Source organism: Kribbella sp. NPDC051586, from assembly GCF_044453965.1.
Taxonomy (GTDB): Bacteria; Actinomycetota; Actinomycetes; order Propionibacteriales; family Kribbellaceae; genus Kribbella.
The window spans coordinates 231408-246911 of record NZ_JBITDF010000004.1 but is presented as its reverse complement, the minus strand read 5'-3'; the positions used below and the strand labels follow the sequence as shown (position 1 = coordinate 246911).

Sequence of the window (15504 nt, the reverse complement as noted above, 5' to 3'; positions counted from 1 at the left end):
ACCCTTCTAACGTGCCAGCCGAGACCTCGCAGACGCTCGACCGGGGACTCACCGTCCTCGAGTTGCTGGCGGACGCCCCGGACGGGCTCTCCATCACCGAGCTTGCGGCGGCGCTGGGAGTCAGTCGGACGGTGGTGTACCGCCTGGTGAACACGCTCGAGTTGCATCGCCTGGTGCGCCGCGACAGTGAGGGCCGGGCCCGGCTCGGTCTCGCCGTCCTGCACTACAGCCGCCGCGTGCAGCCGACGCTGCGCGACGCCGCCCTTCCGGTACTGCGTTCGCTCGCCGAGGACACCGGGGCGACGGCGCACCTGACGGTCGCGGACGGCGAGGAGGCGCTGGCCATCGCCGTCATCGAGCCCAGCTGGACCGACTTCCACGTCTCGTACCGGATGGGCTCCCGCCACGCCCTCGACCAGGGCGCCGCCGGCAAGGCGATCCTCGCCGGCCGCCGCAAACCCGACCCCGCCGGCCGCCCCTTCGTAGTCACCTCCGGCGAACTCCAGGCCGGCGCCCAAGGCGTCTCCTCCCCGGTCCTGGGCGTCCCAGGCGTAGAAGCCTCCATCGGCGTGGTCGTCCTGGGCAAACTCGACCGCGACTTCGTCGGCCCCCGAGTAGCCCGAGCCGCCGTAGAAGTAGCCAAACGCCTCGCCTGACCCCGGACCTGCACCACTCACCAACCTGGCACCGTCACCCAGCCCACGCCCCGCCCTCACCCAGCCCGCGCCCCGCCCTCACCCAGCCCGCGCCCCGCCCTCACCCAGCCCGCGCCCCGCCGCCCGACGCCCCACCATGTCCGCGCCCCCTTGCTGAGTGCTGCAGACCCGGATCTTCACCCCATCACAATCCCGTCGGAACCGGCCCCCGCCGCAGGCCACCCCAGCCCGCACCCAGTTGTGATGCTCCGCAGATCCGAGCTCCTCCACCACCTGCACCCCTGGCCGCCGCAGGGAGCACGCACCGGCCACGCCCGCGCCAGCCCGCCCTGCGCGGCTCCGGGCATTTGACCGGTGAACGTCTCGATTTGCCCCTTCACCGCTCTCATGCGAGGGAAGAAGGGACAGCCGGCGGGGTTAACCCCTCAAATGGCGGCGGCGGGCGCGGTGCGGGCGGGTGCGTGAGTGACTGGAGTTGGTGTGGAGGAGGCCGGGGCGTGTCAGGGCTTGGTGGCTGCTTCTACCAGCGGGAGTACTCGGTGGGGGATCTGTTCCGCCAAGGCGATCACGGTGGAGGCTCTTTGGATGCCTCGGACGATGACTACCTGGTCGATCACGCGTTGGAGGTCCGCGTTGGAGCGGGCGACGATGCGGCACCAGAGGTCCTCGGCGCCGGTGATGGTGTGGACCTCGAGTACTTCGGGGATGCGTGCCAGCGCCTCGGCGACCGTCGTATGACCTGAGCCCTGCTCGATCTGCAGCGTCGCGAACGCCGTCACCGGGTAGCCGATCGCCGGGGTGTCGATGTCCGGCCCCCACCCGCGCACCACCCCGTCGCGCTGCAAACGATCCAGCCGCGCCTGCACCGTCCCACGCGCGACGCCCAGCCGCCGCGACGCCTCGAGCACGCCGACCCGCGGTTCGGTCGCGAACAACCGCAGGATCCGGGCGTCCAGCGCATCCACCGACATCTGGCCCCTCCGTCAATAGTCAGCCTGACCAAATAGTCCAGCGAAGTCGCCAGCATACTGTGCAACCTGACCAGCGAAATAACAAACTGTTGCACAACCTGTCCCATCCCGCGAGGCTCGGTGCACGTACCCGACCCGGGAGGACCCCGATGACCAGCACCGACCTCACCCCCGCAGAGCTCGACGCCGATCTCGACCTCGACCAGCTCAAGCAGCTCGTCGGCCTGGTGCCGTACGACGAGAGCACCGATCCGTTCCCGGTCACCGCGATGGACGCGGTGGTGTTCGTGGTCGGCAACGCCACCCAGACCGCGAAGTGGTACCAGCTCGCGTTCGGCATGGACCTGGTCGCGTACTCCGGTCCCGAGACCGGCAGCAAGGACAGCAAGTCCTACGTGCTGAAGTCCGGCTCCGGCCGCTTCGTCATCTCCGGCGGCGTCAGCCCGAAGAGCCCGCTGCTGGATCACCACCGCAGGCACGGTGATGGCGTGGCCGACCTCGCGCTCGAGGTCCCGGACGTCGACAAGTGCATCGAGCACGCCCGCAAGGTCGGCGCGGTCGTCCTCGAGGAGCCGAACGACGTCTCCGACGAGCACGGCACGGTCCGCCGCGCGGCGATCGCGGCGTACGGCGACACCCGGCACACGCTGATCGACCGGAGCAGGTACGACGGCCCGTACCTGCCGGGCTTCGTGGCCGCGACCACCCAGGTGACCCGTCCCGCGGGACACCCGAAGCGGCTGTTCCAGGCGGTCGACCACGTCGTCGGCAACGTGGAGCTCGGCAAGATGGACGAGTGGGTTGCCTTCTACAACAAAGTGATGGGCTTCGTGAACATGGCGGAGTTCATCGGCGACGACATCGCCACCGACTACTCGGCGCTGATGAGCAAGGTCGTCGCCAACGGCAACCACCGGGTGAAGTTCCCGCTGAACGAGCCGGCCGTGGCGAAGAAGAAGTCGCAGATCGACGAGTTCCTCGAGTTCTACGACGGCGCCGGCGCGCAACACATCGCGCTCGCCACCAACGACATCCTGCGCACCGTCGACATCATGCGCGCGAACGGCGTCGAGTTCCTCAACACCCCCGATTCGTACTACGAGGACCCGGAGCTGCGGTCCCGGATCGGCAACGTACGCGTGCCGATCGAGGAGCTGCAGTCGCGCGGCATCCTGGTCGACCGGGACGAGGACGGCTACCTGCTGCAGATCTTCACCGCCCCGATCGGCGACCGCCCGACGGTCTTCTACGAACTGATCGAACGGCACGGTTCGCTCGGCTTCGGCAAGGGCAACTTCAAGGCCCTGTTCGAAGCCATCGAGCGCGAACAAGAGCGACGCGGCAACCTCTGAGCGCCCGGTTCGGCGTCCGGTGACGCAGTTAACCGCGTTACCGGACGCCGAGAACCTTGCCGGGTGCAACTGAACACGGCGTGTCGCCGTCCGATTACCGGAATGACTGTTGAGGCAAGCTCCGTTCGCGTAGTGTGCCTTCCTGAGCGTGCGTCGGGGCGTGCACTCAGGAAGGGTTTCGTCATGAAGACACTGGGCATTCTGCTCAGCACCGCGGGACTGGCCGGAGTCGGCGTGCTCACCTTCGCCGCCGCAGCGCCGGCCCAGGCGGCCGTCGCGGCCACCTGCTCAGGTGCGAGATCCATCGCGTCGGCGCCGATGCTGCGCGACCACAAACCACCCAGCTGGGGCACCGTCCGGCTCGTCCGGGACAGCTGCTCGCAGTACTGGGCCGAGATCACCATGGCCTCGCCGCTGGTGGCCAACGCGAAGGCCAACGCCTTCCTGGTGCAGTACGGCGGCGGCAACAACGGCCGGGTGCTCAGCTGTGACAGCAGCGGCGGCAACGGCTCGGTGATCCAGGGCCAGCGAACCTGCCGGACACCGAAGGTCAAGGGCGGCAGCGGCATCACCTTCGCCGCCATCGGCCGCGAGTACCACAACTACGGCGGCGGCTACGAGGAGATCTCGGAGAACGCCACCAAACGGACCCGCTGACCCTAGGTCCTATCCGGACACTGGGACGGTGCGCGGTACCGCGCAGTAGTTATTAGGCTCGACGTATGAGTGAGGTTGTCGAGCAGTTGCGTCAGGTCCTGCCGCCCGAAGCGCTGGTGACCGATCCGGACCGGATGGAGAGCTACCGGTACGACCGGGCGATGTTCTGCCCGGCCGGCGTGCCGCTTGCCGTCGTGCTGGCGCGGGAGACCGCGCACGTGCAGGCGGCGGTGCGGGTCGCGGCCGCGGCCGGCGTACCGATCGTGCCGCAGGGCGCGCGGTCCGGCCTGTCCGGCGCCGCCAACGCGCTCGACGGCTGCATCGTCATCTCGCTGGAGAAGATGGACAAGATCCTGGCCATCGAGCCGGTCGATCGGTACGTCGTCACGCAGCCGGGCGTGTACAACGCCGTACTGTCGCGCGCCGTGGCCGAGCAGGGACTGTTCTACCCGCCGGACCCGTCCAGCTGGGAGTTCTGCTCGATCGGCGGCAACCTGTCCACGAACTCGGGCGGCCTGTGCTGCGTGAAGTACGGCGTGACCACGGACTACGTGCTCGGCCTGGAGGTCGTGCTCGCGGACGGACGCATCCTGCGGACCGGCCGCAAGACCGTCAAGGGTGTCGCCGGGTACGACCTGGCCAAGCTGATCGTCGGCAGCGAGGGCACCCTCGGCATCATCACCGAGGCCACCCTGGCGCTCCGCCCCGCGGCGGCCAAGCCGAAGACGATGGCCGCGCTGTTCGCCTCCGGCGTCGAGGCCGGCAACGCGATCCTGGAGATCATCCGCAGCGGCGTCTCGCTCAGCCTGCTGGAGATCATGGACCGGACCACGATCCAGGCGGTGAACAAGTACAAGCGGATGGACCTCCCGGAGGAGGCCGGCGCGATGCTGATCGCGCAGTCCGACGCGGGCGGCGAGGCGGGTGCGGCCGACGTCGCCACGGTCGCCAAGCTCTGTCGCGACAACGGCGCGCTGGAGTGCATCGAGGCCGAGGACGACGCCGAGGGCGAGATGCTGCTCGAGGGCCGCCGGGTCGCGCTGACCGCGCTCGAGCAGTTCGGCACGACGATGATCGACGACGTCGCCGTACCGCGGTCGCGGCTGGCCGAGTTCATCGGCCGGCTCGAGCAGTTGTCGTCCGAGCTGGACATCACCATCGGCGTACTCGGACATGCCGGCGACGGCAACATGCACCCCACCGTCGTGTTCGATCAGACCGATCCGGGTGAGGCCGAGCGGGCGCAGCAGGCGTTCGACCGGGTGATGGAGATCGGGCTCGAGCTCGGCGGCACGATCACCGGCGAGCACGGGGTCGGGGTGCTGAAACGGGCCTGGCTGGCCGAGGAGGTCGGGCCGGTCTCGCTCGACGTGCATCGGGCGATCAAGACCGCGCTGGACCCTCAGAACCTGCTGAATCCCGGCAAGATCGTTGCCGAGTGAGCCAGTTCGACGCTGTGACGCAACCGCAATAGAACTGTCGAGGCCATTCGACGTCCATGCCCGTCGAATGTGACGTCGGCCCACCACTATGGAAGGTAGTTGTCTGAACTCGCGGGGGGATTTGATGCAGGGTAGGAGGCGCCCGATGGGTCTGTGGCGCCGTACCGTGCTGCCCGCGGTCGCGGCGGTGGTCGCGACCGCCGCGCTGTCCGCCTGCGCGAACGGCAGCGGACTGCGGGTCGAGGGCCCCGAGTCACCGCCACCGTCGAGCCCGACACCGTCGGTTGCCTTCGGCACCACCCGGCCGCACCCGGAGAAGACCCCGGAGGTGTCCGTCGATCTGACCAAGGTCAGGGTCAGATTGCTCGCCGATCGGCACCTGTCCAGCTACGCGCGGACAGTCCTTTCGAATTGCACGGTGATTTCGCGTTGCCTGAGTGGGGGTAAGACCGTTGATGTATTGCACAGCGGTACACCTCAGCAGATCGTCCTGATCCACACTCTGGAGAAGTTCGTCTTCGGTATCTTCCTGATCGCCGTCGAGCCCTCGGGCCCGCGACCGATCTGGAACCTGAACGTCGAGCAACCGACCGTGAACGCCAGCCCCGAAGGGGACCTGGTGGTCGAGTCGAAGATCTTCACGATCAACGACCCGGTCTGCTGCCCGTCGGGCCGACGGGTCGAGGTCTACCGTTGGAACGGTCGGCAGATGATCAAGGTGAGCTCGACGGACCAGTAGGGAGTTGTAAGTTCGGTGGTACCGGAAGAACCGGCAGCGCGCATTCTCATGGTCGAGGACGACGCGGTGATCCGTGAGGCGACCCAACTGACCCTCGAACGGCACGGCTACGACGTCACCACGGCCGAAGACGGCCTGGAGGCGATCGAGCGATTCGAGAAGGTCCACCCGGACGTCATGATGCTCGACATCATGCTGCCCGGGCTGGACGGCATCTCGGTCTGCCGACGGGTCCGGGAGACCAGCACGGTCCCGATCGTGATGGTCTCGGCCCGCGGTGACGCGCTCGACGTCGTACTCGGTCTGGAAGCAGGCGCCGACGACTATGTGACCAAACCGTTCGACACCCAGGTGCTGGTGGCTCGGCTGCGGGCGGTGATGCGGCGTGCGGTGTCCGATCCGGAGCGTCCGGCGCCGGCGGCCGGTTCCGGCGTGGAGTCGTTCGGCGACCTCGAGCTGGACCGGGAAGCGTTGGAGGTACGGCGCAGCGGCGCGACCGTGCAGTTGACGCCGACCGAGCTCAAGCTGCTGATCGAGTTCGCCAACAACCCCGGTGTCGTGCTGAGCCGATCGACCCTGCTGCAACGGGTCTGGGACTACGAGTGGGGCGGCGACGGCCGGCTGGTCGACGTGCACCTGCAGCGGCTGCGGACCAAGATCGGTGCCGACCGCATCGAAACCGTCCGCGGCTTCGGGTACAAGCTGCGGGCTTAGCTGATGGGGTCTAGTTGATGGGACTGCGCGGCAAGCTCGGTCTCATCTTCCTGCTGGTTTCGGCGCTCGCGATCCTCGTGCTGTGTGTCGCGGTCTACACCCAGGCCCAGTCGGCCCGGCTGGACCGCACGCGCAGTTTCGCGGACGAGCGGATCCAGCTCGCGGCGCAGAGCTACGACACCAACGACGTACCGGTGTTCGGGGCGAAGGTGGACGATCCGGAGCTGCCCCCGCAGTTGCGCGACGCCGTGCTCGAGGGCAAGCGGGCCACGTTCAAGACCGGGTCGCCGCACGCGAAGATGTGGGCGGCGGTCGCGGTCAAGGACGGGAAGATCCTGTCCATCGAGCAGGACTACGAGACCAGCGACGACTCGATGAAAGCGCTGCAGCAGGCGTTGCTGCTCGGCGGCATCGGGACGGTGGCGCTGGTTGCCCTGGTCAGCGTGATCCTGGCGGGCAGCCTGTCCAAGCGGATCGTCGCCGTGGCGGGTATGGCGCGACGGATCGCGGCCGGTGACCTCGAGGCGTCGGCCGCCGGAGCCGTTGGCAAAGGCAAGGACGAGGTCCAGTCGCTGGCGACGGCGATCGACACGATGGCCAGTTCCTTGCGCGGCCAGCTCGAGGCGGAACGCCGGTTCACCGCGGATGTGGCGCACGACCTCCGTACGCCGGTGACCGGGTTGACCACCGCTGCCGAGCTGCTGCCGCCGGGCCGGCCGAGCGAGCTGGTCCGGGACCGGGCCAAGGTGCTGCGCCGACTGGTCGAGGACCTGCTCGAGATCGCGCGCTTCGACTCCGGCGTCGAGCAGGCCGACCTGGAACTGGTCGGTCTCGGCGCCTTCGTCGGATCGGCTGTCGCCCGGTTGCGGATGCAGCAGGCGCTGGCGCCGGACAGCGTGATCGTGCACCTGCTCGGCCGGGACGAGACGGTGTCGACCGACTCGCGCCGGATCGAGCGGATCCTGGCCAACCTGATCGTCAACGGTCTGCGGCACGGCAAGCCGCCGGTCGAGGTGACGGTCAGCGGCCGGACCGTCGAGGTGGTTGACCACGGCAACGGTTATCCGGAGGAGTTGATTGCCGAGGGCCCGCGTCGGTTCCGGTCCGGGATGGCCGAGCGCGGTGTCGGGCACGGCCTCGGCCTGACGATTGCCGCCGGCCACGCGAAAGTCCTCGGTGCGGACCTCACCTTCGGCGAGGCGCCGGGCGGCGGCGCGCTGGCCCGGCTCGTTCTTCCCGCGGGACCTGAGACGGAGTCGTAACACAACCTTTCGCGCTGCCGTCGCGTCTTCTCCTCCGTAACACCAACAAAACGAGGGGAAACCAGAACATCATGCGTACTCAGTTCATTCGCCGTTCCGCGGCCGTCGTCGCCGGTATCGGCCTGGCCGCCGGGGGCCTCGGCCTCGCCGGCGCCCTGCAGGCCGACGCGGCCACGACGCACGTCACCCTGGCGAGCGCGTCCGTCGCGGCGAAGTCGATCACGATCAAGTCGGACAAGACCGCCGCGAAGGCGTGGGCGAAGGTCTCGTTCACCGGCAGGACCAGCGGCATCGCGAAGAACACCGTCGTCCAGGTGCAGCGGCTCGAGAACGGCAAGTGGGTCAACTTCCCGGCCACCACCAAGGTGACCAGCCGGGCGACCTACTCGGTCTGGGTGCAGAGCGGCCGCGTCGGCGTCAACAAGTTCCGCGTAGTGGCGGCCAACACCGCGAGCGCCGCCGCATCGGTGACCATCACCAGGTAGTCAGCAGCTTCGGGGAACTGCGGCAGAGCAGTGGGGACTGTGCACAAGTCATAGCCTGTGCACAGTCCCCATTGGGTTGTCCTAGTGCGTGCCGTAGACATTCAGCTCGGCGGCGGAGCCGAAGACGGCGCCGTTGAGGGAACTGGTGCCGACGAGCTTCACGTAGCGGCCGGGCTTGGCAGTGAAGTCGATGCGCTGGACCGCGGTGGAGTTGGGGAACTCGCCGGTGGCGACCGGCGTACCCCAGTCCTGGCCGTCGGCGCTGACGTAGATCTCGTACCCCTTGAACATCCCGTTCGTCCCACTCTGCCTGGGCAGGTAGCTGAACCCGTTCACGGTGTACGTCGACCCGAGGTCGAGCGTGATGTGGTGCGGGAAGCCGGCCGGAGTCGGCACCTCCGACCAGGCGGAATGCCAGATGGTGCTGGGGTTTCCGTCGATCGCCATCGTCGCGGCGCCACCCGTGGCGACGTCCTCGCTGTCCACGTCCGCGATCTTCATCCGCGACTGCGGCACGATCCCCGGCGGGAGCACGGTCGCCTCCGCAGTGATCGTTGCCTGACCACCCGTTGCCGTCAGCACGTACTTTCCTTCCGGTGTGCCGGTCGGTGGCGTGACGTCCCAGGTCGTCGTCGCCGTCGCTCCCGGAGCGACGGTCGCGTGCGTTGCCGGAGTGGTCGCCGCGACGGTCCACCCGTCCGGTGCGGTCAATCCCAGCGTGATGTTGCTGGCAGCAACCACATCGTTGTTGGTGAACGTCGTGGTGACGGTGTTCGCCTCGCCGGAGACGAGACCGGTCACGCCGGACACCGCGACCGAGGTGCAGTCCGCCGGCTCGGACGTCGTACCGAGATCGGTGACGGCGAAGTTGTCCATGATGAAGTCGGTCTGGTCACCACCATCGCTCAGCTTGCGAAGGCCGACCCAGTAATCGCCGCCACAACCGGCCACGAACTGCTGGTCGAACGTCGCCTTCGTCCGCTGCTCGCTGATCGGAGTCGATTTGACCTCGACCGAGTCCGGGCGATCGACACCCTGCACCCACGCGTACTGGCCGGCTCGACCGCTCTCGTAGTCGAAGCTGACCTTGTACTTGTGGCCCGGCTGGAAGTTCACGGTCGACGGCGTGGTCCGGTAGACCAGACCTGCGTTCTCTTCATGCGACTTGAGCGACCAGGTGCCGTCGAGCACGTCGTCGACGAGCTTGCCGTTCCAGCCGGCCTGCGTGTACGGCGCGTGCTTCTTCGCCAGGACGGTCCGCGGATCCGTCACGCCGCCCGCATCGCCCTTCACGAACGGCCCCCAGCCCTGGTCGACGTTCTCGAAGTCGTCGACGAAGCCCGCCGCCGGACGCGTCGTCTCGACGACTCGCACATCATCCAGGCGAACCCTGGCCGGACCTGCCGCCGCTCCCAGTACCAGGTCGGCGGTGCTTCCCTTTGCTTGGAAGACGACTCGGGTCCGCTGGTAGTACGCCCCGTGTTTGTCGTCAGCGGCAACCATATTCTCCGCGGTCGACCTGGCCACCGCATTCTTCACCCCGTCGACGCTGATGGTCGTCGGTCGGGACTTGCCCGGCTCGACCTCGATCCAGGCGGAGGCGCTGTAAGTACGACCGCGGGTCAGCCCGGTGATGCGCTGGCGCACAGATGAAGCGCGGGTGCCGAGCGAGGCCACGTGCTGACCGTTCTCGAGCGTGTCGATGGTCGCGCCGCCGGTCGGCTTCCAGGCGTTGAGGTTGCCCGCGTTGAAGCCGGGATCCTGCAGGTGGGTGCCTTCGCCCCACGCTGCGGTCCGCGGCTTCGGAGCGGCTACCGGGTAGAGGACGTACGGCTTGCCCGCTGCTGCGTTGAGCGTGACGGTGCCGTGCTGGACCGGGACGGTTGTCGGCTTGGCGCGGCCGGTGTCGGTCAACTGGTAGACGGTGAAACTGCGTGCACCGGCGAAGGACGACGGGACCTTCCAGGTGGTGCGGCCGCCGGCCGGGTTGTAGTGGTAAAGCTTTGTGTTGTTGTCCCATGGCAGCAGGTACTTGTCGCCGTCGAGGACCTTGGCGTTGCCGACGTACACGGCTCGCTTGCCGTTCTCGACCGCGCCGCGGACGCCGCCGGTGAAGGTGATGTCGTTCGCGTTCCAGTCCAGGATCTTCTGCTGCTGCAGGAACTTCGCGGGCAGGTTGCGCTGCCAGATGTTGGTGTAGAACGCGTTCCAGTCGGTCTCACCGGTCCAGCCCTCGAACTCGACGATCGCGGACTGGCCGAGGATCGGGTCGTTGTTCCAGACGTCCTTCTCGTGGTTGCGGACGAACCGGATGATCTGCGAGTTCAGGCCCTTGTTCGTCGGGCCGCCGTAGTCGAGGTCGTTGGCCCAGTGCGACCACAGCGACGTGCGCTCGTGCCGGTCGGCCCACTCGGTCGCGATCTGCCAGCCCTGGTCGGACAGTTGCCGGGTGAGGCCGTCGGCGAGCCAGCCGGACTGGTAGTAGACGTCGATGTACAGCTCCTGCAGGTTCTTGTCGGTCTCGTCGCGGAGCTGCTGGAACCGCTTGACGATGTTGCCGGAGGCAAGATCCGGGCGCTGCTTGATGTAGTAGCTCTGGTTCAGCCAGTTCCAGCCCTTGGCGGTCTTGTCGACCAGGTCCTCGCTGAACGCGTTCGCCTCGGGGTACGACTCGGTGGCGTTCACGTGGACGCCGAAGGCCGCGTTCCAGGACTTGCCCTGCTTGAGCAGGGTGTTGAGGTCGGTCAGTCCGCCGGCGCGGAGGTTGTAGTTGCCGCCGTAGTCCGGGTGACCCGAGTCGTGGCCCTCGGAGGCGTACCCCTTGAGGATCGCCATCTGGCCGAGGCCGTCGGTCGAGAGCGAGATGCGCTTGACGTCGTCGAGCGTCCGCAGGAACGGGTGTGTCGCCTGGCTCGCGAAGTTGAACGGGATGTGCGTGATCACCCGGTCCTTGACCTGGTCGCCGCCGTTCGGCTCGACCATGATCGAGCGGAACGCGACCGCGCCGTCTTCCCAGTCGACGGTCTTGTCGTGGTTCGCGTCCGGCGTCACCACGACCTTCGCCCAGGGGAGCGGCTCGGTGTACGGCGCCGTGTCGGCGCGGTACGTCCACTGGCCGCTCCAGACGCCGACGCGGGTGCTGCCGTCAGCGCTCTTGCGGGCCTGATGCCAGAACCGCGCGCCGTCGTCGACCGACTGACCGGACGGCTTGTCGTACGTCGAGTTCGACTCGATCCCCGCGGCCAGCCCGCTGGTGTTGACGAACGCGTACGCCGCGCCGGTCGGGGACGCCTCGCCCGGTGTCGTCGCGGTGACCGGGGTGATCTTGTCCGCGGTCCGGGTCGAGTCGGGGTCGAGGGTAGTGAACGCGGTGGTCGCGCCCGCGTCCGTGCTCGCGACCGAGACCAGATCCTGGTTCGGGATGTCGATCGTGTGCACGCGACTCGCCTCGGTGTCGCGGACCGCGTCGATGGCGAATTTCGTCACCCGCCCGGCCACGCTCAGACTGGCGTCGAGCTGGACGTCGGGCAGGTCGTCGAAGGCGAGCGTGTACGACGCGCGCCCGTCGCGGACCGTCGGCGCCTTGGTGAGGTGCGCGGTCCTGGCCGTGCCATCGATCGTGACCGTCGAGATCGCGTCCGGTTGCCCGCCGAGGGCCTGGCCGGAGGCGTTGTCGACGTACTTGACCACCCGGGGGAAGTCCGCCCCGACGGTGACCGTCAACTCGTTCGACCGCAGGGTCAGGTCGCCGGCGGCGTGCGCACCTGAAGGCACGCTCAGCACACCGGCAGCCAACGCTACAGCCAGTACTCCACACCCCACTGAACGTTTCATGCGGGAAAAGTTCGCACGTAACCGCTAACTCGTCAAGAGAAACAAACACTAATGAACAAGTTTAGGCAGGAATGATCCGGCCGGTTACCTCTCCCAGGCCGAGGCGGGTGCCGGTGGCTCCGGCTGCCCAGGCGGCGATGGTTATCTCGTCGCCGTCTTCGAGGAAGGTGTGTTCCTTGCCTGCGACGACGAGGGGCTCGCGGCCGCCCCAGGTGAGTTCTATGAACGAGCCTCGTTGGTTCTTCTCGGGGCCGCTGACTGTGCCGGAGGCGTAGAGGTCGCCGGTGCGGACGGTGGCGCCGTTGACGGTCATGTGCGCGAGCATCTGGGCCGGCGACCAGTAGGTGTCGCGGTACGGCGGGGTGCTGACGAGGTGACCGTTCAGGTAGACCTCGAAGGTGAGGTCGTAGTTCACCAGGTGCTTGCCGGCGAGGTACGGGAGGACCGGTGGGTCCTGCGCCGGCAGCGGTACGGCGGAGGCGGCCAGCGCGTCGAGCGAGACGACCCACGGGGAGATCGACGTCGCGAAGGACTTGCCGAGGAACGGGCCGAGGGGGACGTACTCCCACGCCTGCAGATCCCGCGCGGACCAGTCGTTCACGACCACCACGCCGTACACATGATCCTCGAAATCCTCAACGGACACAGGCTTCCCGAGCGTCGACGGCGTACCGACGACGTACCCGAGCTCGACCTCGATGTCCAGCCGCTGCGACGGTCCGTACGTCGGCGCGGCCGCATCCGGCGCCTTGCGCTGACCGGACGGCCGGACGATCTCGGTGCCGCTGGCAACGATCGTGCCGGCCCGGCCGTGGTACCCGACCGGCAGGTGCTTCCAGTTCGGCAGCAAGGGCTCGGAGTCCGGGCGGAACAGCCGGCCGAGGTTCGACGCGTGCTCCTCGGAGGCGTAGAAGTCGACGTAGTCCGCGACCTCGAACGGCAGCTGCATGGTGACGTCGGACTGCGGGATCAGATGCGGCTCGACCGTGTCCCGATCGTTCGCGTTGCGCACCAACTCGAGCAGCCAGCTACGCGTCGCCCGCCAGGCCGGCCGACCGAGCGCGAGGAAGGCGTTCAGCGTCGGCTCGGCGAACAGCTGCGCGCCGTCGAGCATCTGCGCCGACGCGACCGGCGCGAGGTCGATGATCTGATCGCCGATCGCGGCGCCGACCCGCGGCTCCTCGTCACCGTGCCGGAACACGCCGAGCGGCAGGTTCTCCGGCCCGAACGGCGAGCCGTCCGGGATGTCGATCCAGCTCATCAAGCCTCCATCAAACCCAGTGTCGTCAGGTCCTGCCGTGGTTCGTCGATGCTGCACGAGCCGAACGACGTGAACCAGCGCCGTACGCCTGCCGCCTGGTCCTCGGTCAGCCCGCGCGCCTGCCCTGCCAACTCCGAGCCGTCGCGTGAGTCCAGCAGGTGAACCAGTTCGTCGTGCGAGGCGCCGTCCAGCGAAGCGCGCGTCGCCAGCAGCACGTTGAGGAAGCCGTGGTGCTCGAAGCCCGAGCCCTCCGCGGTGTGTCGGACCGCGTTGTGCAGCCCGGCCGTGCACTTGAAGGGCACCTCGCGATCCAGGCAGGCGATGACGAAGGACGCCACCTGATCCGCCGACGGGAACAGCGACGCGTCGAGCCCACCGGTGCGCAGTTTGGCGGCGTACCCGGCGTCGGCGACCACGTCGAGCGCGCGCTCCCATGCTCCCTGCAGGCCGATCTCGACGTACGCCGTCTCCTCGTCGAAGCAGTCGTCGCAGGCCCGGACGACGCGCAGCGCGTTGCGCGACAGGTCGTCCTCGTCACGCAGCCGGACCTCGACCGCGGTCACCTCGACGTCCTTCGAGCGATCGCCCCAGCGGACGGCGGGCTCGATCCCGCCCGCGCCGCCCGAGATCACGACCGACACGCGGAGCGGCCCGGCGCCGGAACGCACCGCCTCGGCGGCGACGTCCATCAGGTCCTGGTCGGTGCAGACGAACGGCCCGACCAGCTCTGCGTACGGCGAGCTCAGGTGAGCCTGGTGTGCGGAGACGGCCTCGGCCATCGGCAGGTTCCCCGGGGGGAACATGGCAGCGTCGTCGACCAGGTGCCGGAACAAGGCGGGGACGGTTGACATGGCCCAGAGCCTAACGGATGCTTTCGGTAAGCGGACGCACGCGTTCGATTATCGGATACTCTGGAGCAATTCTGATGGCGTTCTACCGGCAGGTCGGGGAAGTTCCGCCGAAGCGGCACACGCAGTTCCGGAAACCGGACGGCGGGCTGTACTACGAGGAGCTGATGGGGGAGGAGGGGTTCTCATCGGACTCGTCGCTGCTGTACCACGCCGGCGTGCCGTCCGCGATCGTCGATTCACAGGTATGGGACCTCCCCGACCTGGCCACTGTCGCCAACCACCCGCTGACCCCGCGGCACCTCAAGCTGCACGACCTCTTCACCGACACCTCCAAGTCGAACGCCGTCGAGGACCGTCGGCTCGTGCTCGGCAACGGTGACGTCCGGATCTCGTACGTCGTGGCCGAGCAGCCCTCGCCGTACTACCGGAACGCGATCGGCGACGAGTGCGTGTACGTCGAGAAGGGCTCCGCGACCGTCGAGACCGTGTTCGGCGTACTGAACGCGGTCCAGGGCGACTACGTGATCATCCCGCGCGCGACCACGCACCGTTGGCTGCCCGGCCCGGAAGGCCTGCACGCGTACGCCATCGAGGGCAACTCGCACATCGCGCCGCCGAAGCGCTACCTGTCGCGGTACGGGCAGTTCCTCGAGCACTCGCCGTACTGCGAACGCGACCTGCACCCCACGACCGAGCCGCTCGTGGTCGAGGAGAGTGATGTCGAGGTACTGGTGAAGCACCGCGGGAACGGGGCCGGCGGGATCGTCGGCAGCCGGATGACGTACGCGACGCACCCGTTCGACGTGGTCGGGTGGGACGGCTGCCTGTACCCGTACACGTTCAACGTGAGCGACTTCGAGCCGATCACCGGGCGGGTGCACCAGCCGCCGCCCGTGCACCAGGTGTTCGAGGGGTACAACTTCGTGGTCTGCAACTTCGTGCCGCGGAAGGTCGACTACCACCCGCTGTCGGTGCCGGTGCCGTACTACCACTCGAACGTCGACTCCGACGAGGTGATGTTCTACTGCGGCGGCGACTACGAGGCGCGGAAGGGCTCGGGGATCGGGCTCGGATCGATCTCGCTGCACCCCGGCGGGTACGCGCACGGGCCGCAGCCGTCGGCGATCGAGGCGTCGCTCGGCGCGGAGCGGTTCGAGGAGCTGGCCGTGATGGTCGACACCTTCCGTCCGCTCGAACTCGGCGAGGGTGGCCAGGCCGTCGACGACGGCGTCTACGCCTGGACCTGGGCTGGTCGTCGCAAGAGCTGAGCGAGCGGGAGA

General features: G+C 68.1%; 13 protein-coding genes. 9 read left to right on the top strand and 4 right to left on the bottom strand.

Translation table 11 applies throughout. The annotated features are described in order from the left end of the window. Positions 1-11: 11 nt before the first annotated feature. On the top strand, positions 12-656 hold the full coding sequence (locus tag ACIA58_RS27910) for an IclR family transcriptional regulator (RefSeq protein WP_130444922.1): 645 nt from the start codon (positions 12-14) through the stop codon (positions 654-656). Between the two features lie 500 nt (positions 657-1156). Here ACIA58_RS27910 and ACIA58_RS27905 read toward each other — a convergent pair whose 3' ends face one another. Continuing rightward, on the bottom strand, positions 1157-1627 hold the full coding sequence (locus tag ACIA58_RS27905; protein ID WP_396406754.1) for an Lrp/AsnC family transcriptional regulator: 471 nt from the start codon (positions 1625-1627) through the stop codon (positions 1157-1159). Between the two features lie 149 nt (positions 1628-1776). On the opposite strand from ACIA58_RS27905, the gene hppD reads away from it, so the two are divergent. The 7 genes from hppD (at position 1777) to ACIA58_RS27870 (ending at position 8278) form a co-directional block, all read left to right on the top strand. Next, complete coding sequence (gene hppD, locus ACIA58_RS27900; RefSeq protein ID WP_396406753.1) at positions 1777-2979, top strand: 4-hydroxyphenylpyruvate dioxygenase; 1203 nt, start codon at positions 1777-1779, stop codon at positions 2977-2979. Positions 2980-3162: 183 nt separating this feature from the next. Next, complete coding sequence (locus ACIA58_RS27895) at positions 3163-3636, top strand: hypothetical protein (protein ID WP_396406752.1); 474 nt, start codon at positions 3163-3165, stop codon at positions 3634-3636. A 65-nt stretch (positions 3637-3701) separates the two neighbouring features. Further along, positions 3702-5078 carry an FAD-binding oxidoreductase gene (locus ACIA58_RS27890; RefSeq protein ID WP_396406751.1) on the top strand — a complete coding sequence of 459 codons (1377 nt, stop codon included), beginning with the start codon at positions 3702-3704 and terminating at the stop codon, positions 5076-5078. A 145-nt stretch (positions 5079-5223) separates the two neighbouring features. Further along, positions 5224-5817 (top strand): hypothetical protein, encoded by a 594-nt coding sequence (locus ACIA58_RS27885; protein ID WP_396406750.1) that lies wholly within the window; start codon positions 5224-5226, stop codon positions 5815-5817. Between the two features lie 15 nt (positions 5818-5832). Then, entirely contained in the window at positions 5833-6531 is a 699-nt protein-coding gene (gene cseB / locus ACIA58_RS27880; protein ID WP_396406749.1) for a two-component system response regulator CseB, read from the top strand. A gap of 17 nt (positions 6532-6548) precedes the next feature. Further along, a complete protein-coding gene (locus ACIA58_RS27875; protein WP_396406748.1) occupies positions 6549-7793 on the top strand; it encodes an ATP-binding protein in 1245 nt (414 codons plus the stop codon). A 71-nt stretch (positions 7794-7864) separates the two neighbouring features. Then, positions 7865-8278, top strand: a complete 414-nt coding sequence (locus ACIA58_RS27870; protein WP_396406747.1) for a hypothetical protein — start codon at positions 7865-7867, stop codon at positions 8276-8278. 81 nt (positions 8279-8359) lie between these two features. Here the strand turns inward: ACIA58_RS27870 and ACIA58_RS27865 are convergent, their stop codons facing one another. The 3 genes from ACIA58_RS27865 to ACIA58_RS27855 form a co-directional block, all read right to left on the bottom strand. Then, a complete protein-coding gene (locus tag ACIA58_RS27865) occupies positions 8360-12112 on the bottom strand; it encodes an endo-alpha-N-acetylgalactosaminidase family protein (RefSeq protein ID WP_396406746.1) in 3753 nt (1250 codons plus the stop codon). 61 nt (positions 12113-12173) lie between these two features. Beyond that, complete coding sequence (fahA, locus tag ACIA58_RS27860) at positions 12174-13373, bottom strand: fumarylacetoacetase (RefSeq protein ID WP_396406745.1); 1200 nt, start codon at positions 13371-13373, stop codon at positions 12174-12176. Next, on the bottom strand, positions 13373-14224 hold the full coding sequence (locus ACIA58_RS27855; RefSeq protein WP_396406744.1) for a hypothetical protein: 852 nt from the start codon (positions 14222-14224) through the stop codon (positions 13373-13375). Before ACIA58_RS27855 ends, fahA begins: the two co-directional genes overlap by 1 nt. 74 nt (positions 14225-14298) lie before the next feature. Between ACIA58_RS27855 and ACIA58_RS27850 the strand changes: the two genes are divergently transcribed. Beyond that, positions 14299-15492, top strand: a complete 1194-nt coding sequence (locus ACIA58_RS27850; RefSeq protein ID WP_396406743.1) for a homogentisate 1,2-dioxygenase — start codon at positions 14299-14301, stop codon at positions 15490-15492. The last annotated feature ends 12 nt before the right edge of the window (positions 15493-15504 follow it).

Excerpts from the sequence above, each read along its gene's own strand:
- ACIA58_RS27890 (WP_396406751.1), top strand. The coding sequence starts at position 3,702 with ATGAGTGAGGTTGTCGAGCAGTTGCGTCAGGTCCTGCCGCCCGAAGCG.
- ACIA58_RS27885 (WP_396406750.1), top strand. The coding sequence starts at position 5,224 with ATGGGTCTGTGGCGCCGTACCGTGCTGCCCGCGGTCGCGGCGGTGGTC.
- ACIA58_RS27905 (WP_396406754.1), bottom strand. The coding sequence starts at position 1,627 with ATGTCGGTGGATGCGCTGGACGCCCGGATCCTGCGGTTGTTCGCGACC.
- ACIA58_RS27895 (WP_396406752.1), top strand. The coding sequence starts at position 3,163 with ATGAAGACACTGGGCATTCTGCTCAGCACCGCGGGACTGGCCGGAGTC.
- ACIA58_RS27855 (WP_396406744.1), bottom strand. The coding sequence starts at position 14,224 with ATGTCAACCGTCCCCGCCTTGTTCCGGCACCTGGTCGACGACGCTGCC.
- ACIA58_RS27865 (WP_396406746.1), bottom strand. The coding sequence starts at position 12,112 with ATGAAACGTTCAGTGGGGTGTGGAGTACTGGCTGTAGCGTTGGCTGCC.
- fahA (WP_396406745.1), bottom strand. The coding sequence starts at position 13,373 with ATGAGCTGGATCGACATCCCGGACGGCTCGCCGTTCGGGCCGGAGAAC.
- ACIA58_RS27875 (WP_396406748.1), top strand. The coding sequence starts at position 6,549 with ATGGGACTGCGCGGCAAGCTCGGTCTCATCTTCCTGCTGGTTTCGGCG.
- hppD (WP_396406753.1), top strand. The coding sequence starts at position 1,777 with ATGACCAGCACCGACCTCACCCCCGCAGAGCTCGACGCCGATCTCGAC.
- ACIA58_RS27850 (WP_396406743.1), top strand. The coding sequence starts at position 14,299 with ATGGCGTTCTACCGGCAGGTCGGGGAAGTTCCGCCGAAGCGGCACACG.
- ACIA58_RS27870 (WP_396406747.1), top strand. The coding sequence starts at position 7,865 with ATGCGTACTCAGTTCATTCGCCGTTCCGCGGCCGTCGTCGCCGGTATC.